Here is a 16,854-nt window from a genome sequence, read left to right as displayed (position 1 = left end):
CAAGTCAGGAAACCAGCGCCCTTTTCTCCAGCAAATGGTCGAGCCAGTCCGGATCCATTTCTGGCTCACTGGAGAACAACAAGCCGGTGTAGTCGCGGTACGGCGGGGTAAAGATCTCCTCCCGGCAGCCGTGATCGACCACCTTCCCACGCTGCATCACCAGTACCTCGTCGGCAATGGCGCGCACGGTGGCGACGTCGTGTGTGATGAACAAGTAGGCCACGCCCAGTTGCTGCTGGATGCGGTTGAGCAGCTTCAGAACGCCTTCGGCCACCAGTTGGTCGAGGGCCGAGGTGACTTCGTCGCAGATGATCAGTTGCGGCTCGGCCGCCAGAGCCCGGGCGATACAGATCCGCTGCTTCTGCCCGCCAGACAGTTCGCGGGGCTGGCGATCCATGTACAACGCCGGGTCCAGCTCGATCATCTCCAATAGCTCGGCGACCCGCTGGCGCAGCGCCTGGCCCTTGAGGCCGAGGTAGAAACTCAGCGGCCGGCCGATGATGTCGACGATGCGCTGGCGCGGGTTGAGCGCGGTGTCGGGGATCTGGTAAATCATCTGCAATCGGCGCAATTGCTCCTTGCTGCGCTGGCGATAATCAGCTGGCAGCGCTTTTCCGTCATACAACACCTGGCCGCTGGTCGGCGGCAACAACCCGGTGATCAAGCGTGCCGTAGAGCTCTTGCCGCTGCCCGACTCGCCGATCACCGCCAGGGTCTGGCCACGATAGAGCTTGAGCGAGACATCATGCAGCACCGGCTGATGGCCGTAGCTGGCGCTGGCCTTGCGTACCTCCAGCAGCGGTGTTGCCTGCGGTGGGCACGGCTTGGGTTCGGTGCGCAAGCTACGCACTGCCCAAAGCGATCTGGTGTAATCCTGCTGTGGGGCGTCGAGCATGGTCCGGGTGTCGGCCTCCTCCACCAGCTTGCCGTGACGCAGAACCATGATGCGGTCGGCCATTTGCGCCACCACTGCCAGGTCGTGGCTGATGTACAAGGCGGCGCTCCCGTAGGTTTTCACCGCATCGCGAATCGCCACCAGCACTTCGATCTGGGTGGTGACATCCAGCGCCGTGGTCGGTTCGTCGAAGATGATCAGGTCCGGGTGGCAGGCCATGGCCATGGCGGTCATCACCCGTTGCAACTGACCGCCGGAGACCTGGTGCGGGTAGCGCTGGCCGATCTGCTCGGGGTTGGGCAGACGCAGTATGCGGTAGAGCTCCACTGCTTCGGCTTGTGCCTTGGCACGGTCGATACCAGCGTTCCTTACCGCGGTTTCGACATGCTGGTCGATCAGCCGGTGCGCGGGGTTGAACGAGGCCGCCGCGCTTTGCGCGACATAGGCGATACGCAGGCCGCGCAGCTTGCGCAGGGCTTCGGGCTTGGCGCCCACCAGTTCCTGGCCATCGAAGCGCACCGAGCCACCCGTGATACGGCAACCGTCGCGCACATAACCCATGGAGGCCAGACCCAGAGTCGACTTGCCCGCCCCCGATTCACCAATCAGGCCCAGTACTTCGCCCCGCTGCAGGCTCAAGTCGATGCCTTTGATCAGCGGGTGCCAAGCGCCCTGATAATGGCCTTCAATACGCAGGTCGTGGATCTCCAGTAGCGGCTTGTCACTTGAATGAACGGTCATGCTCAGCACTCCTTCAGGCCGCTGGATAGATGCAGCACCCAGTCCACGACAAAGTTGACGCTGACGGTGATCAGCGCCACTGCCAGGGCCGGCAGCAGCGGGCTGATATCGCCGAAGGTGATCAGCACGGCATTGTCGCGGACCATGCTGCCCCAGTCGGCGGTCGGCGGCTGGATGCCCAGGCCCAGGAACGACAACGCACTGATGAACAGAAACACAAAGCAAAAACGCAGGCCGAACTCGGCAATCAGCGGCGCGGCGGCATTGGGCAGCACCTCGCGGCTGACCAGCCACCACAGCCCTTCGCCACGCAGCCGGGCGGCCTCGACGAAGTCCTGGACCACCACGGTCATCGCCACCGCCCGTGACAGGCGAAACACCCGGGTGGCATCCAGCAGCGCGATCACCAGCACCAGCGAGGTGGCGTTGGTGCCGACCACGCTGAGGATCAGCAAGGCAAAGATCAGCTGCGGGATGGCCATGAGGATATCCACCAGCCGCGACAGGCCCTGGTCGATCCAGCCGCCCCTGATCGCCGCTAGCAGCCCGCAGAAACCGCCGACGGCAAAGGCCAGTAGCGTGGTCAGGAAGGCAATCCCCAGGGTGTTGCGCGCGCCATACACCAGGCGGCTGAACATGTCGCGGCCCAGGTTATCGGTACCCAGCAGGAACTGCCCGCCCCAGGGCGCAAAACCTTCGCCGACCACTTCAGTCTCGCCATACGGCGCCAGCAACGGCGCGAACAGCGCCACCAGGATGTAGGCAACAATCACCAGCAGGCCGAACTGGGCGCTCATGGGCGCCCGTAACAACGCTTTGATCAGGCTCATGGCTTACCCCTTCGGATGCATCAGGCGTGGGTTGCTGGCAATCGACAGCACGTCGGCCGTGGTATTGAGCAGGATGTAGGTGGCGGCGAAGATCAGGCTGCAGGCCTGCACCACCGGGATATCGCGCTTGGACACCGAGTCGACCAGTAACTGGCCGAGCCCCGGATAGACGAACACCACCTCGACCACCACCACGCCGACCACCAGGTAGGCCAGGTTCAGTGCCACCACGTTGATGATCGGTGCCAGGGCATTGGGCAAGGCGTGGTGGAAGATGATCCGCGCTTGGCTGACGCCCTTGAGCCGGGCCATCTCGATATAGGGGCTGGCCAGCACGTTGATCAAGGCCGCGCGGGTCATGCGCATCATTTGCGCGACCACCACCAGGCTCAGGGTCAGCACCGGCAGTAGCGAGCGCTCCAGCACCTCGGCGAACGATGCCCCCGGGGCCAGGTTGGAGATACTCGGCAACCAGTTGAGCTTGACCGCGAACACCAGGATCAGGATATAGGCGACGAAAAACTCCGGGAACGACACCGCGCTCAGGGCGCTGGTGTTGAGCAGGCGGTCGAACCAACTGTTGCGGTACAGCGCCGCGAGCATGCCCAGCAGCAAGGCTACCGGCACCGACACCAGCGCCGCCAGCAAGGCCAGGGTAAAGGTGTTGCCCAGGCGCGTGCCGATCAGCTCGGCAATCGGCCGCTGGTTGGCCAGCGACAGGCCCAGGTCACCGTGCAGCAGTTGCCAGGCCCAGTGGCCGAAGCGGGTCAGCGGCGGCAGGTCCAGGCCCAGTTGGGCACGGAAGGCAGCGACGGTCTCGGGAGTTGCCGCCTGGCCGAGCATGGCCTGGGCGACATCGCCCGGGAGCATGCCAACGGCCAGGAAGATGATCACCGACACCGCCAACAGCGACAACAGGCCCAGGGCCAGGCGCTGGAGCAATAGTTTGCAAAGGCTATTCACCGTACAGCTCCTCGAACAGGATCAACGAAGAAAGGTGCAAAAAGTGTCGGGCTTACGCCTGCCACCAGCGCTCGATCAAGCGCAGGCCATCGAGCTCGCCGTAGGGCGCGGTCAGCCCGCCGTGGGCCACGCGCTTGGAGCGTGCGGCCACGGAGCTTGCGAACAGCGGCACGATCGCCCCGCCCTCGTCACGGCACAGGGCCTGCATTTCGTTGTACATCTCCTGGCGCAGCGGCGCGTTCATCTCGCCGCGAGCGGCGTTGAGCAGCTGGTTGAAACGGGCGTTGTCCCAGTGCGTCTCGTTCCATGCCGCGCCCTTGGCGTAGCCGATGCTGAACATGCGGTCGGCGGTCAGGCTGCTGTACCAGAACGAGGTGGTGAAGGGCTGCTTCATCCACACATTGGAAAAAAAGCCGTCGGCAGGTTCGCGCACCACGTCGATGTCGATACCGGCCTGGCGTGCCTGCTCCTTGAACAGTACCGAGGCATCCACCGCTCCGGTGTAAGCGGCATCGGAGGCCTGCAGGCGCACCTTGAGCGAATCGACCCCGGCCTGGCGCAGGTAGAAACGCGCCTTGTCCGGGTCATAGCCACGCTGCTCCAGGGCGCTGTTGATGAAGCGACTACCGGGCTGGATCGGGTGGTCGTTGCCAATCTGGCCATAGCCATAAAGCACCGAGGCCAGCAGGGTTTCGCGGTTGATCGCGTGCTTGAGCGCCAGACGGATGTTGTTGTCCTGGAACTGCTGGCTGTCGGTCAGCATCGGGAAGGTGTAGTGCTGGGCGCCCTTGGTCTCTTCGATGACCAGATTGGGGTTGCGCTTGAGCAAGGCGACAGTCTTGAGATCGACCTTGTTGATCACATCGACCTGGCCGGTGACCAGGGCGTTGACCCGCGCGGCGCCATCGGCGATGGCCAGCAACTCGGCGCTGGCGAAATGCGCGCGGCCGGCTTTCCAGTAATCCGGGCTGCGCTCAAGGTCCATGCGCACGCCGGGTTCGAAGCCCTTGAGGCGATAACCGCCGGTGCCGATCCCTGCCTGCCAGTCGGCGGCGCCGTCCTTGGCGGGCATGATCACCAGGTGATAATCGGCCACCACGTAGGCGAAGTCGGCATTGCCCGAATGCAGTTCGAACACCACGGTGTCATTGCCCTGGGCGCTGACCTTGGCAACATCGCCGAGCACGGTCTTGGCCGCCGAGGTGGACTTGTCGCCCAGGTGATGCCCGATTGAGGCGACCACATCGCCGGCATCCAGAGTCTTGCCGTTATGGAAGGTCACCCCCTGGCGCAATGTGAAGGTCCAGATGCGTGCATCGGGGCTGGATTCCCAGCGCTCGGCAAGCTCGGGGATCGCCGTACCATCGACGCCGATTTCGCTCAGGGTGTTGTACACCGCCGAGAAACCGACAAAGGTAAAGGTGTCGCTCCATGAACCTGGATCACGAGAATCGGTAGTACTGCCACCGGCCAGGCCCATGCGTAGCACGCCGCCCGCTTTCGGGGTGGCCTCCCCGGCCCAGCCGCGTTGCGGCAAGCCCATTGAAAACGCCCCGGCCACGGCAACCGCCGCTGCGCTGTATTTGAGAAAATCCCGACGCGGCAGGCCGCTGTCGTGCATCGCTTGAGTTATTTTGTTGTTGTTATCGCTCATGGCATTGCCTCTGTTGAACCGCAGAGAAAAGGATTCAGCCGACCTCGCACGCACTGATGCAAAATATTTGTAATTGTCATCGTGACAAATACATTAAGCTCAAAAACAGGTCGCTGCCAATCCCCTTTTCTTTACGAGCGAGGCTCTTGCTAGGCGGGGTTTTGTCAGTACTATCGGTTCGAAGGGGCAGATCGGAATGTCGCTACTGCCCTACCACTGAAGAGAGAATTCAAACTAGATGAGTCAGTCGACCCGCCTGATCACCGCCTCATACATCCTCTCGTTCGTAGCGGCCAACGCGCCGCAGAGGTTGCGTACCGAGACCATTGCCAAGTGGGTCAAGACTCATCCCACCCGGGTACGCAGTCTCGTGTCGTTGATGGTCAAAGCCAATATTCTGAAGTCATGGCGCGGCGCCCACGGCGGCCTGACCCTCGCACGCCCAGCCAGCGATATCACCTTGCGTGAGGTCTATGACGCCGTACAGGAAAGCTCGCTGATCGCCGAGAAGATCGACAACCCGTTCTCAGGCATGGAAGAACATTGCAAGGTATTCGATGTATTCACCCGCCTGTTCGCCATGCTTGAAGCCAACATGCGCCTGGACCTTGGCACTATCACCGCAGACCAACTGTTCGTTGCCTTCGAAAAACCGCAGGAAAATATCAGGCAGGCCTAAGACCTTAGGGCGCAATGCTCGGGGCCTTCATCAGCGCAGCAAATGGGCGCTTATCGCTCCCGCGCTCGATTGATATACACCACAGCACTGGATTTCATGAGGACCTGATAGACATCAGGATCCTCATAAAACCAATCAACGACAGCAACTCCTCAAGCCTTGGATGCAGGGGTCTGTTCCGCCAGTGCCACGGCACGGAACATTGCGCGACGCTTGTTCAGCGTCTCTTCCCACTCCAGGGTCGGCACCGAGTCGGCAACAATCCCGCCGCCGGCCTGTACATGCAGCTCGCCGTTCTTGATCACCGCCGTGCGAATGGCAATGGCGGTGTCCATGTTGCCGTTCCAGGCGAAGTAACCCACGGCGCCGCCATAGATCCCACGCTTGACCGGTTCCAGCTCGTCGATGATTTCCATCGCACGGATTTTCGGTGCGCCGGACAGAGTGCCCGCCGGCAGGATCGCCCGCAGCGCATCCATGGCCGTCAGCCCGGCCTTGAGCTGGCCGGTGACGTTGGAAACGATGTGCATTACGTTGGAATAGCGCTCGATGACCATCTTTTCGGTGAGTTTCACCGAACCGATTTCCGAGACCCGACCGGTGTCGTTGCGTCCCAGGTCGATCAGCATCAGGTGCTCGGCGATCTCCTTGGCGTCCGACAGCAGGTCCTGCTCCAGGGCCAGGTCCGCTTCCTCGGAGGCGCCCCGCGGGCGGGTACCGGCAATCGGCCGCACAGTGATCAGGTTGTCTTCGACCCGCACCAGCACTTCCGGCGAGCTGCCCACTACATGGAAATCACCGAAGTTGAAGAAGTACATGTAAGGGGTCGGGTTGAAGCAGCGCAGCGCCCGGTACAGGTCGATGGGCGCCGCCGAAAAATCGATGGACATGCGTTGGGACGGCACCACCTGCATGCAGTCACCGGCCAGGATGTATTCCTTGATGGTGTCCACGGCCCGCTCATAGTCAGCCTGGGTAAAGCTGGAGCGGAACAGCGGATCGGCGGCCAGCTGCTTGCTGAAATCCAGGCCCGGACGCGGAGTGATCGGCTGGCGCAGTTGCGCCAGCAATTCCTGCAAACGTGCCTGGCCGGCTTCGAAGGCGTTGTCCTGGCCAGGGTCGGCCAGCACGATGGCGTGCACCTTGCCCGCCAGGTTGTCGAACACCACTACCGCGTCGGAGACCATCAACAGGATATCCGGCACACCAATCGGATCCGGGTTCGGGCACGGGCCCAGGCGCGGCTCGACATAACGCACGCAGTCATAGCCGAAATAGCCCACCAGGCCACCGTTGAAACGCGGCAGGCCGGCAATGGTCGGGACGTTGTAGCGGGCTTTGAATTCCTCGACGAAGGCCAGCGGGTCGGCCACTTCGTGACTTTCGATCTCCACGCCATCATGGGTCACGCTGACCTGGAAGCCGTGCACCCGCAGCACAGTGCGGCACGGCAGGCCGATGATCGAGTAACGCCCCCACTTCTCACCGCCCTGCACCGACTCCAGCAGATAGGAGTTGGGCTGGTCGGCCAGTTTCAGGTAGATCGACAGCGGGGTATCGAAGTCGGCAAGGGTTTCGCAGGCCAGCGGGATACGGTTGTAACCGGCTGCGGCCAAACGCAGGAATTCTTCGCGAATCATGGGGTGCCTCGTGGCTTGAGGGTCTAACAGTCAGGTATGCAAACGTGCCGGCGGGGCCGGCCAGACAAAAATCAGGCGCGCCAACGCCAGCGGGCCAGGGCCTTGATGACTTTCATCCAGAGTTTGCGAGTGACCACCACGATGGAGTTTCCAGAATGGGATGGAACAGCGTCGGGCAACGTTATCTCAGCGGCAGGTTCTAAGCAACCGGGGATCAGCGCCCGCAGGTTGTCGATCACCAGCGCCGGCGACTCCTCGGCAATCGGCCGGCCGTGGTTGTAGCCGTAGCTCAGGGCGACGCACTTGACCCCCGCCGCCTTGGCTGCCAGCACGTCACTGCGCGAATCGCCGACGAACAGTGATTGCGAGGCCGGCACGCTGGCCATCTTCATCACAAAGAACAGCGCCGCCGGGTCGGGTTTCTTCTGCGGCAGGGTATCGCCGCCGATGATCCAGCGGAAATACCGACCGATTTTCATCTGGTCCAGCAAGGGGGCCACGAAACGCTCGGGCTTGTTGGTAATCAGGGCCATTTCCACGCCCTGCTTGTGCAGCCACTTGAGAGTCTCGCGCGCACCGGGATAGACCACGGTCAACTCGTGGCTGTCCTCGTAGGCGGTATTGAACAGCTCCAGCGCATACTCGGCCTCGACATCGTCGACACCCTGGGCCTCCAGGCTGTTGGCCAGGGCCCGGCGCACCAGCATGGGCGCACCGTTGCCAACCCACTCACGCACCGCCTCGACACCGGCAGGCTTGCGCCCCAGCTTGAGCAGCATCTGATCCACGGCGGCCGCAAGGTCCGGTACCGAATCGACCAGGGTGCCATCCAGGTCGAACATCACCAGCCGTGGCAGGCGCCCCTGGAACAGCTGCTCAAAGGCGCTCATGGTCGCGCCAACGCCAGTTCGGCACGCATCTTCTCGATGACTTCCTGATAGTTCGGCGCATTGAAGATCGCCGAGCCTGCCACAAAGGTATCGGCGCCTGCGGCAGCGATTTCGCGGATGTTGCCCACGTTCACCCCACCGTCGATTTCCAGGCGGATATCCCGCCCGGAGGCATCGATCAAGGCACGAGCCTCACGCAGCTTGTCGAGGGTGCCCGGAATGAACTTCTGCCCGCCAAAGCCCGGGTTGACACTCATCAGCAGCACCATGTCGACCTTGTCCATCACGTACTTGAGCACGTCCAGCGGAGTTGCCGGGTTGAACACCAGGCCGGCCTTGCAACCGCCTTCGCGGATCATCTGCAGGGAACGGTCCACATGCAGCGTGGCTTCGGGGTGGAAGGTGATATAGGTGGCGCCCGCTTCGATGAAGTCACCGATGATGCGGTCCACCGGAGTGACCATCAGGTGTGCATCGATCGGCGCGGTGATCCCGTACTTGCGCAGCGCAGCGCAGACCATCGGGCCGATGGTCAGGTTCGGCACATAGTGGTTGTCCATGACATCGAAATGCACGATGTCGGCGCCGGCGGCCAGGACATTGTCCACTTCCTCGCCCAGACGGGCGAAGTCGGCGGAGAGAATCGACGGAGCAATAGCGAAGGGCTGCATGACGCACCTTTTTTGAGCAGAATCACGATGGCGCGCATTGTATACCTCATGCTTTGGAGCGCACACCGTAACCGCGATGATCAGTAGGCCGCGCGATAGATCTTCTCGATATCGGCGGGGCTCAGCCGGCGCGGGTTGTTGCGCATCAAGCGCTCGATACCCGCGGCCTCGACGGCCATGGCCGGGATCGCATCCTCGGGCACGCCGAAGCTGCGCAAGCCGCTGGGAATTTCCACCGCCGCACACAACGCTGCCATGGCCTCCACTGCCCGGTCGGCCGCCTCGCTGGCGCTCAGGTGCGCGGTCTTTACCCCCATGGCCTCGGCGATATCCTGCATACGCTCGACGCAGGCCATCTTGTTCCAGGTCATGACATAGGGCAGCAGCAAGGCATTGCTGACCCCGTGGGACATATGAAAGCGTCCGCCCAGGGGATAGGCCATCGCATGCACCGCACCGACCCCGGCATTGCCGAAGGCCATGCCGGCCATCAGGCTGGCGGTGGCCATGTCCTCCCGGGCCTGCAGGTGGGCCGGGTTGGCAAAGGCCTTGGGCAAAGCCTTGACGATCAGCTTGATGGCGCCGATGGCCAGGGAGTCGGTGATCGCGGAAGCATTGAGGGACAGGTAAGCCTCAATGGCATGCGCCAGGGCATCGACGCCGCTGGCCGCGGTGACACGCGGTGGACAGGTCAGGGTCATCTGCGGGCTGACCAGGGCCACGTCCGGCAGCAGGTAGTCGCTGATGATGCCTTTCTTCAATTGCGCGACCCGGTCCGAGAGGATCGCCACATTGGTCACTTCCGAACCAGTGCCTGCGGTGGTGGGAATGGCGATCAGCGGCGGCCCCTTGCGCGGCACCTGGTCGATGCCGAACAGGTCCTCCAGGGCGCCGTGATAGCCGGCATAGGCCCCGACACTCTTGGCAATATCGATGGCGCTGCCGCCGCCCAGGCCGATCAGCCCGTCATGCCCGCCCTCGCGGTACACCTGCATGCAGTCCTCGACGATGGCGATTTCCGGATCGGGCTGCACCCGGTCGAAGACTTCGTAACTGCGCTCCCCCAGGTGGGCCAGCGCCAGCTCCACCGTGCCGGACCTGAGCAGGGCAGTATCGGTGACGATCAGCGGGTTATCGACATCCAGGCGGGTCAGCTCGGCAGCCAGTTGCTCGATGGCGGTGCTGCCGGTCAGCAATTTATGGGCGATCTTGAAAGAGGAAATACTCATGTGCGCAGCCTCTTATATAAAGGTGGGAGCCGGCACAAGCGTAGCTGGGGATTGCGCAACCGGGCTGTCGCGATGCCCGATCGGCATCACGACAGTGCTCACGTTACCCGCGAAGGCTCAGGCCACCTCGCTTTCCACCGCCCGGGCGGGCTTGGCCTGGGGCCCTGGCTGGGCATCCGGGACGGCAGTTGCGTCCGCGGCGCCCAGGTCCTTGCTGAAAGTCCGGTCGTTCTCGCCCTTGAAGAAGTTCTTGCCGTAGATCAGCAGGCACAGCACCACGCCAATGGCAAAGCCCCAACTGGCGCCCTTGATCGCCAGCACTGCACCGATCACCCCTGCGATGCCCAGGTCACGCTGGCTACGGGCCTCGAGAATGCCCAGGCGCACGCTGACGTAGCCCTGGATCAGCAAGGTCAGCGCCAGCGCGACCCCGAGAATCGGCTGCACCAGGGTCACTACCGGCAACAACAGCAAGCCGGTGTTGGTGCCCCAGCGGAACGAACCCATGCCGCCATAAATCGACTTCATGGCCTTGGGCCCGCCCTTGAAGCGCTCGATCACCACCACCAGCATCGCCGCCCATTTCGGCCCGCACATGGCAATGTCCGGACCGAAGATGCTCATGAACGCGTTGCGCCCGCCGAAGATCAGGTGCGAGCGGTCCGGGTCGTAGTCGACCTTTTCGTCGGTGCGGATCTGCTCGGCCTCGTCCAGCAGCACCTTGGCGCTGAGCACATCGCCAAAGACGATGATGTACACCGCGAGCATGGTCGGCAGCGCGCTGATGAACATCGACAGCGGCGGCATGCCCAGGCCGAACACCGTGTAGTTGTTCCACAGGCCGATGAAGTCCGGCTTGCTCAGGCCCCACTGGATGGTCGGCCACGGCGCTTCACCGAACAGCGGCGCCAGCACTACCGCCAGCAGGATGATCGGCAGGATGCCCAGCTTGGCGAAGTTCCACCAGAAGCGGTTGCGCAGCTTGAGCTGGGCAAAGTGCTGGGAAAAGATCAGGTAGAAGGCAATGCCGATGGCGATGGAAATGGTCCAGGGAAAACTGTCGAACTTGCCGCCCACCTGGAACACCGCGGTCACCGCACTGAGCCCGGCGCCGACAATGATTCCCGACTTGATCGCCGAGGGCACGAAGCCCACCACCTTGCGCGCCATGCCGGTGGCCCCCAGGGCGATGGAGAACACCCCGAGCATCAGCTGGAAGGCAATCAGCGCGTGGACACGCTCCGGGCCCACGGGAAACTGCGCGCAATAGGCCATCAGCAGCGGCACCGCCGGGGTGATCCAGCCGGGCACCACGGGGTCGCCCAGCAGGTGGTGGGCCAGGTACAACAGGCCGTTGAGCATGACCACGGCCAGGGCCATCTCGAAGGGCATGCCGAGGAACTCGGTCATCAGTGGAATGGCCGCCAGGTCGACGGCGCACATCAGCAAGCCTTGCAGGTAGTCCGGCAGCTCGAATTTGTAGTGGATAAAGGGCAAACGCACCTTGAACGGGCCAAGGGCGATGTACGGCGTTTCGTGCCGAGTGTCGGAAGGCGTTGGCATCAACTGCACCTGTCTTATTGGTATTGGTGGCGGTGTAAAGCGGCCCGCGCCAGTTGGCACGGGCAAGGATCGATCAATAGGCAGCCCGGTAGATCTGCTCGATATCGCCGGGGCTCAGTTGGCGCGGGTTGTTGCGCATCAGCCGCTGGATACCCGCCGCTTCCACGGCCATGGCCGGGATCGCGTCCTCGGGCACACCGAAGCTGCGCATGCCCGTGGGGATGTCCACCGCAGCGCACAGCGCAGCCATGGCCTGGACCGCCTGCTCTGCGGCCTGGCCATCACTGAGCCCGGCGATCGGCAGGTCCATGGCCTGGGCGATATCGCGAAAGCGCTCGACACAGGCCATCTTGTTCCAGGCCATGACGTAGGGCAGTAGCAGCGCGTTGCTCACCCCGTGGGCGATATTGAAGCGCCCGCCCAGGGGATAGGCCAGGGCATGCACTGCACCGACTCCGGCATTGCCGAAGGCCATGCCGGCCATCAGGCTGGCGGTGGCCATGTCTTCCCGGGCCTGCAGGTTGGCCGGGTTGGCGTAGGCCTTGGGCAGCGCCCTGACGATCAGGCGGATCGCGCCCAGGGCCAGGGAGTCGGTGATCGGCGAACCGTTGAGCGACAGGTAGGACTCCACCGCATGCACCAGCGCGTCGGCGCCACTGGCGGCGGTAACGCTGCGCGGGCAGGTCAGGGTCATCACCGGGCTCACCAGCGCTACGTCCGGCAGCAGGTAATCGCTGACGATGCCCTTTTTCAACTGGGCCACCTTGTCCGAGAGGATCGCCACGTTGGTCACCTCCGAACCGGTGCCCGCAGTGGTAGGAATGGCAATCAGCGGCGGCCCCTTGCGCTGCACCTGATCCACCCCGAACAGCTCTTCCAGCGCGCCTTCATGGCCGGCGAACGCGGCCACCGCCTTGGCGATATCAATGGCGCTGCCGCCGCCCAGGCCGATCAGGCCATCGTGGCCACCGGCCCGGTAAGCCTGGGTGCAGGCCTGGACTATGGCGATTTCCGGCTCCGGCTGGACCTCGTCGAAGATCCGGTAGGCGCGCCCGCCCAGGTGGGCCAGGGCCAGATCGACGGTGCCGGACTTGACCAGGATCGCATCGGTGACGATCAGCGGGTTGCTGATCTGCAGGCGCGCCAGTTCGGCGTCCAGCTGTTCGATGGCGCCCTGGCCGGTAATCAGTTTGTTGGCAATCTTGAACGCAGAGATACTCATCAGCTCGGCCTTGTTTAATTGTTGTGGCAAGAGCGCCGTCAGGCGGCCACTCTCGAATGGGCTCGCAGGCTGTAGAGCGAAAGCTGTGCCAAGATACGCAAAGCCTTGATCTACAAGGCTCTGGAAGGAAATCCAGGGGAATGACCGGGCCGTCGCGATTGAATTGCTGATCGCTGCAGGCAGCTCTGATCAGAATCCTAATCAGAGTGTTCCCAGCGCTTCATCTTCTGCACCACCGTGGCCTGGCTCACCCCCAGCGCCTTGGCGGCCAGGCGGGTGGTCTTGTGCAGTTGCAGGGCCGCGCGAATCGCCTGGCGCTCGGCGTTCTCCAGCACCTTGCGCAGCGGCAGGCGGCTGTCATCGGTGTTGCGGGCCTGTTGCTCGATCAGGTCCTCCGGCAGGTCCAGGGCCTCTATCACCTGGCCGGAGCAGGTCACCACCAGGCGCTCCACCACGTTGATCAGCTCGCGGATGTTCCCCGGCCAGGCATACTCGCCCAGCAGTTCCAGGGCCTCCAGGCTCCACTGCACCTCACGCTGATAGCGCTGGTTGAAGTGCTCCAGGTAGTACTCCAGCAAGGGGCCGATTTCCTCGCTGCGCTCGCGCAGGGCCGGGATCGCGATGGGCACCACATTCAGGCGGTAATACAGGTCGGCGCGGAACTTGCCCTCGGCCACCCGCTGCTTGAGGTCGTGATGGGTGGCGCTGATGATGCGCACATCCACCTCCTTGAGCTCCAGGCCGCCCACCGGAATGAAGCGGTTCTCTTCGATGACCTTGAGCAGCTTGACCTGCACCGCCAGGGGCAGATCGCCGATCTCGTCGAGAAACAGCGTACCGTTGTGTGCCAGTTCCAGCAGCCCGCGCTTGCCCTTGCTGCCGGCACCGGTGAAGGCACCCGGGGCATAGCCAAACAGCTCGGCCTCGATCAGGTTCTCCGGCAGCGCCCCGCAGTTGAGGGCCAGGAACGGTTCGCGGGCACGAGCACTGGCGTTGTGGATAAATTGCGCCACTAGGGTTTTACCCACACCCGTCTCCCCCTGCAACAGCACCTTCACGTCGCAGTCGGCCACTTGCCGGGCCTGGGCAAAGACCCGCCCGGAAACCTCCTGGTCGGCCATCAGCGGTGATTGCAACAGGTCGTCACGCTGGCCCGCATGCAGCCGCGCAGTGCTGGTGCGCAGCTGCTTGAGCTGCTGCAACTCGTCGCGCTCGCGCTTGATGCGCAGCAGCTCGGTCATGTCGCGCACGGTGCTGACCACATAGCGAATGCTCTGGTCGGCGGCGAGGATCGGCGTGGCACTGACCAGCAACTTCTTGCCGTGGCTGAGGCTCTGCATCACCGACACCGGCCGACCGTCCTGCAGTACCCGTAGTGAAGCGGACTGGGAAATCACCCCGCTCTTCACCAGCTCCTGCATCGGCCGCCCCAGCAGCTCGGCGCCGTTCAGGCCGGTGAGGCGCTCGTAGGCCTGGTTGACCTTGAGGGTCTGGCCCTGGCCATCGGTGATGTAGACGCCGTCATGCAGCGCATTGAGCAGCTCTTCGAAACTGGCATCGTTGAAGTTCACCCGCGACTCCACAGTAAGCATGGGAAGCGCGCAGTTTACGGGTGAACGACAAGCAGAGGGGACGGGGCGGCCCAGACCTTAGTACAAGGCCGCCCGAGGGGCTCAGGCCTGAGCCGTGCGCAGTTTCTCGCTGCGCCCACGCAGCCATTCCAGGGTCAGCAGCAGGATCACCGAGAAGGCGATCAGCAACGTGGCCGCAGCGGCGATGGTCGGGCTGAGGTTCTCGCGGATGCCGCTGAACATCTGCCGCGGCAGGGTGGCCTGCTCCGGGCCGGCGAGGAACAGGGTCACCACCACCTCATCGAACGAGGTGGCGAAGGCGAACAGCGCGCCACTGATGACCCCGGGGGCGATCAACGGCAAGGTCACCCGGCGGAATGTGGTCAGCGGCGAGGCGCCCAAACTGGCCGCGGCCCGCACCAGGTTGTGGTTGAAGCCCTGCAGGGTTGCCGACACGGTGATGATCACGAAAGGCACCCCAAGCACCGCGTGCACGATGATCAGCGAAAAGAAACTGTTGCCCATGCCCAGCGGGGCGAAGAACAGGTAGCTGGCCACACCGATGATCACTACCGGTACCACCATCGGCGAAATCACCAGGGCCATCACCAGCGCCTTGCCGGGGAAATCACCGCGGGTCAGGCCGATGGCCGCCAGGGTGCCGAAGACCATGGCCAGCAAGGTTGCGGCCGGCGCCACGATGACGCTGTTCTTCAGCGCGCGCATCCACTCGGCAGAGGCGAAGAAGTCCTGGTACCAGTGCAGCGAAAAGCCCTGCAGCGGGTACACCAGGAAACTGCCGGAGTTGAACGACAGCGGGATGATCACCAGCACCGGCAACACCAGGAACAACAGGATCAAGCCGCAGAGAATCCGCAAGCTGTAGAACCAGACCCGTTCGACGGGCGACATGTAGGGGCTCAGCATTTCGATTCTCTCCTTAGCTCAGGCGCAGGCGGCTTGCGCCCACCAGCCAGCTGTAAATCAGATAGAGCACGATGGTCGCCAGCAACAGCAGGCCGCCCAGGGCCGTGGCCATGCCCCAGTTGATGCTGGTGTTGGTATAGAAGGCGACGAAGTAGCTGACCATCTGGTCGTTCGGGCTGCCCAGCAATGCCGGGGTGATGTAGTAACCAATCGCCAGGATGAACACCAGCAGGCAACCGGCGCCGACCCCGGCGTAGGTCTGCGGGAAATACACCCGCCAGAAGCTGGCGAACGGATGGCAGCCCAGGGAGATCGCCGCACGCATGTAGGTCGGCGAGATGCCTTTCATCACGCTGTAGATCGGCAGGATCATGAACGGCAACAGGATGTGCACCATGGAGATGTAGACCCCGGTACGGTTGAACACCAGTTCCAGGGGCTTGTCGATCACCCCCATGGCCAGCAGCGCGCTGTTGATCAGGCCACCCGATTGCAGCAGCACGATCCACGCCGCCACTCGCACCAGGATCGAGGTCCAGAACGGCAGCAGCACCAGGATCATCAGGAGGTTGCTCTTGCGCGCCGGCAGGTTGGCCAGCAGGTACGCCAGGGGATAGGCCAGGGCCAGGCAGATGGCGGTGATCACCAGGCCCATCCAGAAGGTGCGGGCGAAGATGTCCAGGTAGATGGACTGGTCCGGGGTGGCCGGCGCCAGTTCGCCCAGGTCGTCGATGCGATGGTCCACCGCCGCCAGCAGGTAGTACGGGGTCAGGCTGCTGGTGTTGCGGCGGATCGCCTGCCAGTAGGCCGGGTCGCCCCAGCGCTCATCCAGGCTTTCCATGGCTTCTTTATAGGATTCGGGCTCGGCCTTGAACGGCAGGGCGCGAGCGGTCTTGGTCAGCAGGCTGCGGTAGCCGGCCAACTCCATGTTCAGGCGCTTGGACAGGTCGCCCAGGGTCTGATTCTTGCGGGCGTCCGCCAGGTCTTCGCTCAACGCCTTGTAGGCCCCTTCAGCGGGCAGGCCACGACCGTCCCAGGCACTCACGGCCGCCACAGTACGCGGCATGCCGCCGACCACTTCCGGGTTGCCGACGCTCTTGTACAGCAGCGCCACGATCGGTACCAGGAACACCAGCAGCAGAAACAGCACTAGGGGCGCGATCAGCGCCTGGGCCTTCCAGCGGTTGACCCGCTCGGCACGGGCCAGCCGCTGCTTGAGGGTCGGGCCGGTGACCGCGTTCAGGGGAACGGTGATGGTCATGACAAACTCCGCGAATCGATCTTTCGAATACAAACCACCAGGCGGCAGGAGCGGGCTTGGCCGCGCATCGAAGGCTGTGCTTCAACATCAAGGTTGATGCTGATGACGCCTTCGCGAG

General features: G+C 63.4%; 14 protein-coding genes. 1 reads left to right on the top strand and 13 read right to left on the bottom strand.

The genetic code is table 11. The annotated features are described in order from the left end of the window. Window positions 1–4: 4 nt before the first annotated feature. The 4 genes from ACUXVH_RS03835 to ACUXVH_RS03820 are packed head-to-tail and all read right to left on the bottom strand — an operon-like array spanning window position 5 to window position 5,083. The gene (locus ACUXVH_RS03835; RefSeq protein ID WP_065365145.1) at window positions 5–1,636 is read right to left on the bottom strand and encodes an ABC transporter ATP-binding protein; all 1,632 of its coding nucleotides are present in this window, start codon (window positions 1,634–1,636) and stop codon (window positions 5–7) included. 2 nt (window positions 1,637–1,638) lie between these two features. After that, window positions 1,639–2,466 (bottom strand): ABC transporter permease, encoded by an 828-nt coding sequence (locus tag ACUXVH_RS03830; RefSeq protein WP_065365144.1) that lies wholly within the window; start codon window positions 2,464–2,466, stop codon window positions 1,639–1,641. 3 nt (window positions 2,467–2,469) lie between these two features. Beyond that, the gene (locus tag ACUXVH_RS03825; protein WP_065365143.1) at window positions 2,470–3,429 is read right to left on the bottom strand and encodes an ABC transporter permease; all 960 of its coding nucleotides are present in this window, start codon (window positions 3,427–3,429) and stop codon (window positions 2,470–2,472) included. Between the two features lie 52 nt (window positions 3,430–3,481). After that, entirely contained in the window at window positions 3,482–5,083 is a 1,602-nt protein-coding gene (locus ACUXVH_RS03820) for an ABC transporter substrate-binding protein (RefSeq protein WP_011063805.1), read from the bottom strand. 238 nt (window positions 5,084–5,321) lie between these two features. Between ACUXVH_RS03820 and ACUXVH_RS03815 the strand changes: the two genes are divergently transcribed. After that, window positions 5,322–5,762 carry an Rrf2 family transcriptional regulator gene (locus tag ACUXVH_RS03815; RefSeq protein ID WP_015637243.1) on the top strand — a complete coding sequence of 147 codons (441 nt, stop codon included), beginning with the start codon at window positions 5,322–5,324 and terminating at the stop codon, window positions 5,760–5,762. Window positions 5,763–5,914: 152 nt separating this feature from the next. Here ACUXVH_RS03815 and trpE read toward each other — a convergent pair whose 3' ends face one another. The 9 genes from trpE to ACUXVH_RS03770 form a co-directional block, all read right to left on the bottom strand. Further along, window positions 5,915–7,402 (bottom strand): anthranilate synthase component I, encoded by a 1,488-nt coding sequence (gene trpE / locus ACUXVH_RS03810; RefSeq protein WP_011063807.1) that lies wholly within the window; start codon window positions 7,400–7,402, stop codon window positions 5,915–5,917. A 71-nt stretch (window positions 7,403–7,473) separates the two neighbouring features. Beyond that, a complete protein-coding gene (locus ACUXVH_RS03805) occupies window positions 7,474–8,292 on the bottom strand; it encodes a phosphoglycolate phosphatase (protein WP_011063808.1) in 819 nt (272 codons plus the stop codon). Then, window positions 8,289–8,963, bottom strand: coding sequence for a ribulose-phosphate 3-epimerase (rpe, locus tag ACUXVH_RS03800; RefSeq protein WP_011063809.1), 675 nt, complete (start codon window positions 8,961–8,963; stop codon window positions 8,289–8,291). Before rpe ends, ACUXVH_RS03805 begins: the two co-directional genes overlap by 4 nt. 80 nt (window positions 8,964–9,043) lie before the next feature. Further along, entirely contained in the window at window positions 9,044–10,192 is a 1,149-nt protein-coding gene (locus ACUXVH_RS03795; protein ID WP_123397715.1) for an iron-containing alcohol dehydrogenase, read from the bottom strand. Window positions 10,193–10,309: 117 nt separating this feature from the next. Continuing rightward, window positions 10,310–11,755: a hypothetical protein gene (locus tag ACUXVH_RS03790; protein WP_065365141.1), complete on the bottom strand. Its 1,446-nt coding sequence runs from the start codon at window positions 11,753–11,755 to the stop codon at window positions 10,310–10,312. Window positions 11,756–11,828: 73 nt separating this feature from the next. Then, window positions 11,829–12,977 carry an iron-containing alcohol dehydrogenase gene (locus ACUXVH_RS03785; RefSeq protein ID WP_065365140.1) on the bottom strand — a complete coding sequence of 383 codons (1,149 nt, stop codon included), beginning with the start codon at window positions 12,975–12,977 and terminating at the stop codon, window positions 11,829–11,831. A gap of 197 nt (window positions 12,978–13,174) precedes the next feature. Beyond that, window positions 13,175–14,548 (bottom strand): sigma-54 interaction domain-containing protein, encoded by a 1,374-nt coding sequence (locus ACUXVH_RS03780; protein ID WP_053160230.1) that lies wholly within the window; start codon window positions 14,546–14,548, stop codon window positions 13,175–13,177. Between the two features lie 102 nt (window positions 14,549–14,650). Beyond that, complete coding sequence (locus tag ACUXVH_RS03775) at window positions 14,651–15,475, bottom strand: ABC transporter permease (RefSeq protein WP_011063814.1); 825 nt, start codon at window positions 15,473–15,475, stop codon at window positions 14,651–14,653. Between the two features lie 13 nt (window positions 15,476–15,488). Beyond that, window positions 15,489–16,736: an ABC transporter permease gene (locus ACUXVH_RS03770; RefSeq protein ID WP_011063815.1), complete on the bottom strand. Its 1,248-nt coding sequence runs from the start codon at window positions 16,734–16,736 to the stop codon at window positions 15,489–15,491. Window positions 16,737–16,854: the final 118 nt, after the last annotated feature.

This window comes from Pseudomonas sp. 8(2025), assembly GCF_052665325.1.
The sequence above is the reverse complement of the archived record's forward strand: the minus strand, read 5'-3'. Positions and strand labels throughout refer to the sequence as shown.